8 protein-coding genes are annotated in these 8,315 nt (G+C 59.1%); 7 read left to right on the top strand and 1 reads right to left on the bottom strand.

All coding sequences use genetic code 11. The features are described from left to right. Window positions 1-297: 297 nt before the first annotated feature. On the bottom strand, window positions 298-507 hold the full coding sequence (locus OXR61_RS19770; RefSeq protein WP_021509377.1) for a hypothetical protein: 210 nt from the start codon (window positions 505-507) through the stop codon (window positions 298-300). A 463-nt stretch (window positions 508-970) separates the two neighbouring features. Here OXR61_RS19770 and arnB point away from each other — a divergent pair, with 463 nt between their 5' ends. From arnB to arnF, 7 genes are read left to right on the top strand one after another with little or no spacing between them, the layout of a single operon-like run. Then, a complete protein-coding gene (arnB, locus tag OXR61_RS19765) occupies window positions 971-2,107 on the top strand; it encodes a UDP-4-amino-4-deoxy-L-arabinose aminotransferase (protein WP_021509378.1) in 1,137 nt (378 codons plus the stop codon). 1 nt (window position 2,108) lies between these two features. Further along, a complete protein-coding gene (arnC, locus tag OXR61_RS19760) occupies window positions 2,109-3,095 on the top strand; it encodes an undecaprenyl-phosphate 4-deoxy-4-formamido-L-arabinose transferase (RefSeq protein WP_021509379.1) in 987 nt (328 codons plus the stop codon). Continuing rightward, entirely contained in the window at window positions 3,092-5,071 is a 1,980-nt protein-coding gene (gene arnA / locus OXR61_RS19755) for a bifunctional UDP-4-amino-4-deoxy-L-arabinose formyltransferase/UDP-glucuronic acid oxidase ArnA (RefSeq protein ID WP_021509380.1), read from the top strand. The genes arnC and arnA overlap by 4 nt, the downstream gene beginning before the upstream one ends. Further along, a complete protein-coding gene (gene arnD, locus OXR61_RS19750) occupies window positions 5,068-5,952 on the top strand; it encodes a 4-deoxy-4-formamido-L-arabinose-phosphoundecaprenol deformylase (RefSeq protein WP_021509381.1) in 885 nt (294 codons plus the stop codon). The genes arnA and arnD overlap by 4 nt, the downstream gene beginning before the upstream one ends. Window positions 5,953-5,983: 31 nt before the next feature. After that, entirely contained in the window at window positions 5,984-7,639 is a 1,656-nt protein-coding gene (arnT, locus tag OXR61_RS19745) for a lipid IV(A) 4-amino-4-deoxy-L-arabinosyltransferase (RefSeq protein ID WP_021509382.1), read from the top strand. Beyond that, window positions 7,636-7,956 (top strand): 4-amino-4-deoxy-L-arabinose-phosphoundecaprenol flippase subunit ArnE, encoded by a 321-nt coding sequence (gene arnE / locus OXR61_RS19740; protein WP_021509383.1) that lies wholly within the window; start codon window positions 7,636-7,638, stop codon window positions 7,954-7,956. The genes arnT and arnE overlap by 4 nt, the downstream gene beginning before the upstream one ends. Continuing rightward, window positions 7,953-8,315, top strand: a complete 363-nt coding sequence (gene arnF, locus OXR61_RS19735) for a 4-amino-4-deoxy-L-arabinose-phosphoundecaprenol flippase subunit ArnF (protein ID WP_021509384.1) — start codon at window positions 7,953-7,955, stop codon at window positions 8,313-8,315. Before arnE ends, arnF begins: the two co-directional genes overlap by 4 nt.

Genomic DNA, 8,315 nt, shown 5'->3' with positions numbered 1-8,315 from the left:
TTGATGCGCACCGCGATCTGTCGTCAACCATGGCCGGTGTGCGAGAGGCACAATACGCCGGTGGAGACGGCGTGGCGAGCAGCAAAGCGGCGTTGCAGCGATTTGCAGCAGGATTTACGAGCGGGTTCCAGAGAACAGAGGAGATATAAGCAGGGATGCGTGAATTTACGGGCTGGCAATGACCAAATCGATGCGAAGACAGGCAAAAATCCAATCAATGCGCCAGCTGAGGCGGGCAACAATCTAATCAATACGCCAGCGGAGACAGATATTAACCTTATCTATGCGCCAGCGAATTTACTGGCTCTGTTTAAATTGCTGCATGGCTTCCAGCACATTGCTGGTGGCGAGCGACATCACCCATTCGCTGTTGCGAAACACGTCGTAATGGCCGGCGTTATAGCGAAACACATACAGCTCACCGCGGAAACGCAATCCTTTTGTTTTCACGCCAATGTGATGCCGGCGCAGTGCTGCCTGTGAAAGTCTGTCAGTCGCGGTTCTCATTATCATTCTCCTGTCCAGCCTCTGGCGTCACTATCCCAGGGAAGAATAAGCAGCCAACCTTAGGATAACCTTAAGAACAGTATAGTCTCTTAGTTAATGCATTGAAAAATAGCAACTTTAATTGCCCTGTATCGTAAAGCCGACCCATGATGTCTGACCCGATGCTGATTTCCGGCCCCGGCGCGCAATCTTCTACCAATCTTCAACATCACGTAAAAAAGTCAGCGTGCCGCTTTGCCATTTAATGTTCAGTTAAGTTTTCCCCCGTATTTTGGTTTCTTATAGCGATAAAACAGACCTGCTTAAGTTTTATTGCGCGCAGATGACAGCCGCCCTGCGAACACACTCGTTTAAGTAACGTTTAAACAAAAGGTTACAGCGTGTTTCATCAGGTTGTCATGCGCGGCAATAACGCTTGTTTTATTTTTCAGCATGTTTTCAGGCACAACAGTAAGGTTATCTTATGAGTTTCCTTCCGTTTTCGCGCCCGGCATTGGGTGAGGAAGAACTGGCCGCGGTGCAGGCGGTATTTGCATCGGGCTGGATTACCACCGGACCGCAGAATGCTGCGCTGGAGCGGGCGTTTTGCCAGCTCACCGGCAACCAGCACGCCATTGCCGTCAGCTCCGCTACAGCAGGCATGCACGTCACGTTGATGGCGCTGGGTATCCAGCCCGGCGACGAGGTGATAACCCCGTCGCTGACCTGGGTTTCTACGCTCAATATCATTACGCTGCTGGGCGCTACGCCGGTGATGATCGATGTGGATCGCGATAACCTGATGGTGAGCGCAGAACAGATCGAAGCGGCCATTACGCCGCGCACCCGCGCCATCGTGCCGGTTCACTATGCCGGTGCGCCGGCGGATATCGACGCCCTTCGCGCCGTCAGCGCGCGCCACAATATCCCGCTCATTGAAGATGCGGCCCACGCGGTAGGTTGTTATTACAAAGGCCGGCACGTTGGCCAGCAGGGCACCGCAATCTTCTCGCTGCACGCCATCAAAAACATCACCTGCGCCGAAGGCGGCATCGTGGTGACCGATGACGCGCAGCTGGCTGACCGCCTGCGCAGCCTGAAATTCCACGGCCTCGGCGTCGATGCCTACGATCGTCATACCCATGGCCGCAAACCGCAGGCCGAAGTGATCATGCCCGGTTTTAAATACAACCTGCCAGACATCAACGCCGCGATTGCGCTGGTGCAGCTGCAAAAGTTGCCGGCCATCAATGCACGTCGCCAGGCCATCGCCGCGCGCTATTTGCGCGAGCTGGCAGATACGCCGTTGCTGCCGCTGGTGCAGCCGGCGTGGCCGCATCAGCATGCGTGGCATCTGTTTATCATTCGCGTGGATGAAACGCGCTGCGGTATCAGTCGCGATGCGCTGATGGAGCAGTTGAAAATCCATGACATCGGCACCGGTCTGCATTTCCGCGCCGCGCATACCCACAAATATTACCGTGAACGCTATCCGCAGCTCTCGCTGCCGGCCACCGAATGGAACAGTGAACGTATCTGCTCGCTGCCCCTGTTCCCCGACATGCACGATGACGATGTAACGCGTGTGATTGCTGCCTTACGCCACCTTGCGGGAGCCTGAGATGCTGGAAGAAAAACCGATTCGCAAAGTCTCCGTGGTGATCCCGGTGTACAACGAAGAACAGAGCCTGCCGGAGCTGGTGCGCCGTACCGACGCTGCCTGCCGCACGCTCGGCCTTGACTATGAAATCTTACTGGTGGATGACGGCAGCGCCGACCGCTCCGCGCAGATGATCGCCGATGCGGCGGATATGCCGGGCAGTCACGTGGTCGGCGTGCTGCTGAATCGCAACTACGGGCAACACTCAGCGATTATGGCCGGTTTCAGCCATGTTTCCGGTGATGTGATCATTACGCTGGATGCCGATCTGCAAAACCCGCCGGAGGAGATCCCCAACCTGGTCAAAGCCGCGCAGCAGGGCTACGACGTGGTCGGCACCGTGCGTCAGAACCGTCAGGACAGCTGGTTCCGTCGCCGCGCTTCACGCACCATCAACCACCTGATTCAGCGTGTGACCGGCAAAGCCATGGGCGATTATGGCTGCATGCTGCGCGCCTATCGCCGTCACATTGTCGATGCGATGCTCAACTGCCACGAACGCAGCACCTTTATCCCGATTCTGGCGAACACCTTCGCGCGCCGCACCATTGAACTGCCGGTTACGCATGCCGAGCGTGAGTTTGGCGACTCCAAATACAGCTTCATGAAGCTGATCAACCTGATGTATGACCTGGTGACCTGCCTGACCACCACGCCGCTGCGTCTGCTGAGTATTGTCGGCAGCTTAATCGCGCTGGCCGGTTTCGCCTTTTCTCTGATCCTGATTGTGCTGCGCCTGTTCCTCGGTGCCAGCTGGGCCGGTGACGGTGTGTTCATGCTGTTTGCCGTGCTGTTTATTTTTGTCGGCGCGCAGTTTGTCGGCATGGGCCTGCTGGGCGAATACATCGGTCGTATTTATAACGACGTACGCGCCCGTCCGCGCTACTTCATTCAACGTGTTATCCATCCGCAACAAGATGCCCCGTCTGTACAGGAAATTAAGCAATGAAAACTATCGTCTTCGCCTATGCCGAAATGGGCTGTGCAGGCATCACTGCGCTGCTGAACGCAGGCTATGAAATCAGTGCCATCTTTACCCATGCGGACACCTCGCCGGAGAGCCATGCGTTTCCTTCGGTGGCACGCCTCGCGGCTGAGCAGGGCATTCCGGTTTATGCGCCGGAAGATGCTAATCATCCGCTGTGGGTGGATCGCATCCGCACCATGCAGCCGGACTTTATCTTCTCGTTTTACTATCGCGCACTGCTGAGCGACACGATCCTGAACTGCGCGCGGGTCGGCGCGTTTAACCTGCACGGTTCGCTACTGCCTAAATACCGTGGTCGTGCGCCGCTTAACTGGGTGCTGGTCAACGGCGAGACGGAGACTGGCGTAACGCTGCACCGCATGGTGAAACGTGCCGATGCCGGCGACATTGTGGCGCAGCAGCGCGTGGCGATTGACCCGCAGGATAATGCGCTGACGCTGCACCGTAAGCTGGTGGCCTGCGCCGGCCAGCTGCTGGAAGGCGCGCTGCCGCCGATGAAGCGCGGTGAGATTGCCGCCACGCCGCAGAACGACGCGGAAGCGACCGTGGTTGGTCGCCGCACGCCGGAGGATGGCCGCATCAACTGGGAGCTGCCGGCGGCTAAAGTGAATAACCTGGTGCGTGCAGTCACCGATCCCTGGCCTGGTGCGTTTGCGTATGCCGGCACGGTGAAATTCGTGGTGTGGAAAGGGCGGGTTCACCAGGATGCGCCCAGCGCCAAACCGGGCACGGTGCTGTCAGTTGAGCCGTTCCTGATTGCCTGCGGCGAGGGCGCGCTCGAAGTGGTCACCGGGCAGAGCGACAACGGTGTTTACATGAACGGCAGCCAGCTGGCGCAGAGTCTGGGCATGGTGCCGGGTGCGCTGCTTTATTCGCAGCCGGTTGCTGCGGTGAAACGCCGCACGCGGGTGCTGATCCTCGGCGTAAACGGCTTTATCGGCAACCATCTCACCGAACGCCTGCTGCAGGATGATAACTTTGAGGTTTATGGCCTGGACATCGGTTCCGATGCCATCAGCCGCTTCCTGGATGAACCGCGCTTCCACTTCGTCGAAGGGGATATCAGCATCCACTCTGAATGGATTGAGTATCACATCAAGAAATGTGACGTGGTGCTGCCGCTGGTGGCGATCGCCACGCCGATCGAATATACCCGTAATCCGCTGCGCGTGTTCGAGCTGGATTTCGAAGAGAACCTGAAGATTATTCGTGACTGCGTGAAGTATAAAAAGCGCATCATTTTCCCGTCGACCTCCGAAGTGTACGGTATGTGCACCGATCAGCATTTCGACGAGGATCACTCCAACCTGGTGGTCGGACCGATCAATAAACAGCGCTGGATCTATTCGGTATCGAAACAGCTGCTGGACCGGGTGCTGTGGGCCTATGGCGAAAAAGAGGGGCTGCGCTTTACGCTGTTCCGTCCGTTTAACTGGATGGGCCCGCGGCTGGATAACCTCAACGCCGCGCGTATCGGCAGTTCTCGCGCCATCACCCAGCTGATCCTTAATCTGGTGGAAGGCTCGCCGATCAAGCTGATCGACGGTGGCGCGCAGAAGCGCTGTTTCACCGATATTCGCGACGGTATCGAAGCGCTGTTCCGCATTATCGAGAACAAACACAACAACTGCGATGGCCAGATCGTTAACATTGGTAACCCGGAGAACGAAGCCAGTATTAAAGAGCTGGCGGAACACCTGCTGGCCAGCTTTGAGCGCCACCCGCTGCGCGATCGCTTCCCGCCGTTTGCCGGTTTCCGTGAGGTAGAGAGCAGCAGCTATTACGGCAAAGGCTATCAGGACGTGGAGCACCGCAAGCCGTCGATTAAAAACGCCCGCCGCCTGCTCGACTGGACGCCAACCGTGGCGATGGATACCACCATCGACAATACGCTGGACTTCTTCCTGCGCACCGTTGAGCTACAGGAAAAGCCATGAAGCGAGTGGGTTTGCGTGTTGATGTCGATACCTGGCGCGGCACGCAACTGGGCGTACCGGCGCTGCTGCAGCAGTTCAGCCTGCATCAGCTGCAGGCCAGCTTCTTCTTCAGCGTCGGGCCGGACAACATGGGGCGCCACCTGTGGCGCCTGATGAAGCCGCGCTTTCTGTGGAAAATGCTGAGATCACGCGCGGCCTCGCTGTACGGCTGGGATATTTTACTGGCCGGTACCGCCTGGCCGGGCCGCGAAATAGGCAAAGGGCTGGCTTCGATTATTCGCGCCACGGCAGATCATCATGAAGTGGGCTTACATGCCTGGGATCACTTTTCCTGGCAGACCTGGGCTGGCGTCTGGTCGCCACAGCAGCTGAATGCGCAGATTGCGCGCGGTAAAGTGGCGCTGGAAGCCATTTTGGGTGACAGTGTCACCTGCTCTGCAGTGGCAGGCTGGCGCGCCGACAGCCGGGTACTGGATGCCAAGCAGCCGTTTGGCTTTCGCTATAACAGCGACTGTCGCGGCAGCGGGCCGTTCATTCCGCGCCTCAGCGATGGCAGCCTCGGCACGGTGCAAATTCCGGTAACCCTGCCAACGTGGGATGAAGTGGTGGGCCAGCAGGTCAGCGCGGAGAGGTTTAACGACTTTATTCTCGCGCAGATGCATGCCGCCAGCGGTACGCCGGTCTATACCATTCACGCAGAGGTCGAAGGCATTGTCGGTTTGCCCGCCTTTGCCGATCTGCTGACGCGCGCGCAGCAGCAGGGCATCCGGTTTTGTCCGCTGAGCGAGCTGCTGCCGGACGATCTCAGTACGCTGCCACAGGGCCATGTGGTGCGCGGGCACATTGCCGGCCGGGAAGGCTGGCTGGGTTGCCAGAGTTAACATTTTACAGGACCCAAGTATGGAAACACCGATGCGCAGCCGCACCCGCATAGTGCTGCTGATAGCGCTTTTTGCTCTCTATTATCTGATCCCGGTGCCATTCCGCGATCTCTGGCAGCCGGATGAAACCCGCTATGCCGAAATCAGCCGCGAGATGCTGCTGAGCGGTAACTGGGTGGTGCCGCATTTTTTTGATTTGCGCTACTTCGAGAAGCCGATTGCCGGTTACTGGATCAATAATTTTGGCCAGCTGATATTTGGGCATAATAACTTTGGCGTGCGCGCCGGTGCGATTATCTGTACCACGCTGAGTGCCCTGCTGATCTACTGGCTGGGCAAGCGGATGTTCGCCAGCCGCAACATTGCCCTGACCGCCAGCGTTATCTTTCTTACCTCGCTGCTGGTTTACGGCATTGGCACCTATGCCGTGCTCGATCCGATTCTGCTGCTGTGGCTGGTGGCGGCGATGTGCAGCTTTTGGTTTGCTGCGCAGGCGCACAGTACCTCACAGCGGCTGACGGGGTATATGCTGCTCGGCGCGGCCTGTGCCATGGGGTTCATGACCAAAGGCTTTCTGGCGCTGGCGGTGCCGGTGCTGGCGATTGTGCCCTGGGTGCTCTGGCAGCGACGTTTTGGCGAACTGCTGCGCTGGGGCCCGCTTACTGTGCTGGTGGCGGCCGCGATCAGCGCGCCCTGGGCGCTGTCCATTCAGCATCAGGAAGGCGATTTCTGGCACTACTTCTTCTGGGTCGAACATATTCAGCGCTTCGCGGAGAGCGATGCGCAGCACAAAGCCCCGTTCTGGTATTACCTGCCGGTGTTGGTGGCAGGCTGTCTGCCGTGGCTCGGCCTGCTGCCGGGCGCGCTGAGCGGCGCATGGCGACAGCGTCAACCGCACACGGCCGCGATCTATTTGCTTAGCTGGGTTGTACTGCCGCTGCTGTTCTTTAGCATCGCCAAAGGCAAACTGCCGACCTATATCCTGCCGTGCTTTGCGCCGCTGGCGTTGTTGATGGCGCATTATGCGCACGGTAACACCGCGCGCCTGAAACAGGCGTTGGTGGTAAATGGCTGGATCAACCTGCTGTTTGGTCTGGGCGCCACGCTGCTGGTCGTGGTGGTGCTGGCACCCTGGGGGCTGGCGCACCATCCGGTGTACGCGCGCGATGAGTTGCTGCGGGTACTGTGCGCTGCGCTGGCATTTGCCGGCTGGGCGGTGATGGGCTGGCTAAGCCTGAAAACAGGCCGCTGGCAACTGGCTGCGCTTTGCCCGCTGGCATTGGCGCTGCTGGTCGGGTTGGCTATCCCGCAAAAGGTGCGTGACAGCAAACAGCCGCAGAGTTTCGTCAGCGCCGTTCGGCCTCAGCTGGCGCAGAGCCGCTATCTGGTGGTGGACAATTCCGGCATCGCTTCTGCGGTCGCATGGGAATTGCGCCGCAGCGATATCACTTTCTTCGATGAAAAAGGTGAGCTGGAGTACGGACTGGGTTATCCCGATGCAAAAACGCGCTACGTCGACGGGGAAGCTTTCGCCGACTGGCTGCGCCAGCATCGCCGACAGGGTCCGGTAGCGCTGGTGCTGCTGCTAAATTCTGACGAAAAGCAAGCGGATGCGCATCTGCCGGTGCCGGATGATGTGTATCAGCAGGGACGGCTGGTCTACTACGGCTACAACGCGACACCATGAATCTGCTGCTGATCCTGCTGGTAAGCCTGCTCAGTTGTGCCGCCCAGCTGTGCCAGAAACAGGCGGCCCACTGCGGCGGGCACCGCCTGTTCGGCTGGCTGGTGCTCAGCCTGCTGCTGCTGGGGACGGCGATGTTGCTGTGGCTGGTGGTGCTGCGCACCGTGCCGGTCAGTGTGGCTTACCCGATGCTGAGCCTGAATTTTGTGCTGGTGGCGGTGGCGGCGCGCGTCATCTGGCGTGAGACCTACACGCGGCGGCAGTGGCTGGGTACGCTGGCGATCGTTGCCGGGGTGGCGCTGATGGGGAGCCACCTGTGAAGGGCTGGCTGCTGGCGCTGGCCAGCGTGCTGCTGGTGTCACTGGCGCAGCTGCTGCTGCGCACGGCAATGCTCGCGCTGCCACCGCTGGATACATGGACCGCGCTACCGTGGCAGCACGGTCTGATACCGTTAATCGGCGGACTGGCGGCCTACGGCTGCTCGATGCTGTGCTGGCTGCTGGCACTGCGGCGGCTGCCGCTCAACCGGCTCTATCCGCTGCTCAGTCTGAGCTATGTGCTGGTGTGGCTGGCCGCCATTTCCCTGCCAGCCTTGCATGAAACCTTCCGCTGGAGCAGTCTTGCTGGCGTCATATTGATCGTCTGCGGCCTGCTGTGCGTGGCGCTGCCGCGCCGTTAA

It is taken from the genome of Pantoea sp. GM_Pan_4 (assembly GCF_026541005.1).
In the GTDB taxonomy this organism is placed as follows: Bacteria; Pseudomonadota; Gammaproteobacteria; order Enterobacterales; family Enterobacteriaceae; genus Pantoea; species Pantoea dispersa.
Note: the sequence above shows the minus strand (reverse complement) of the source record. Positions and strands in the feature narration are given on the sequence as shown.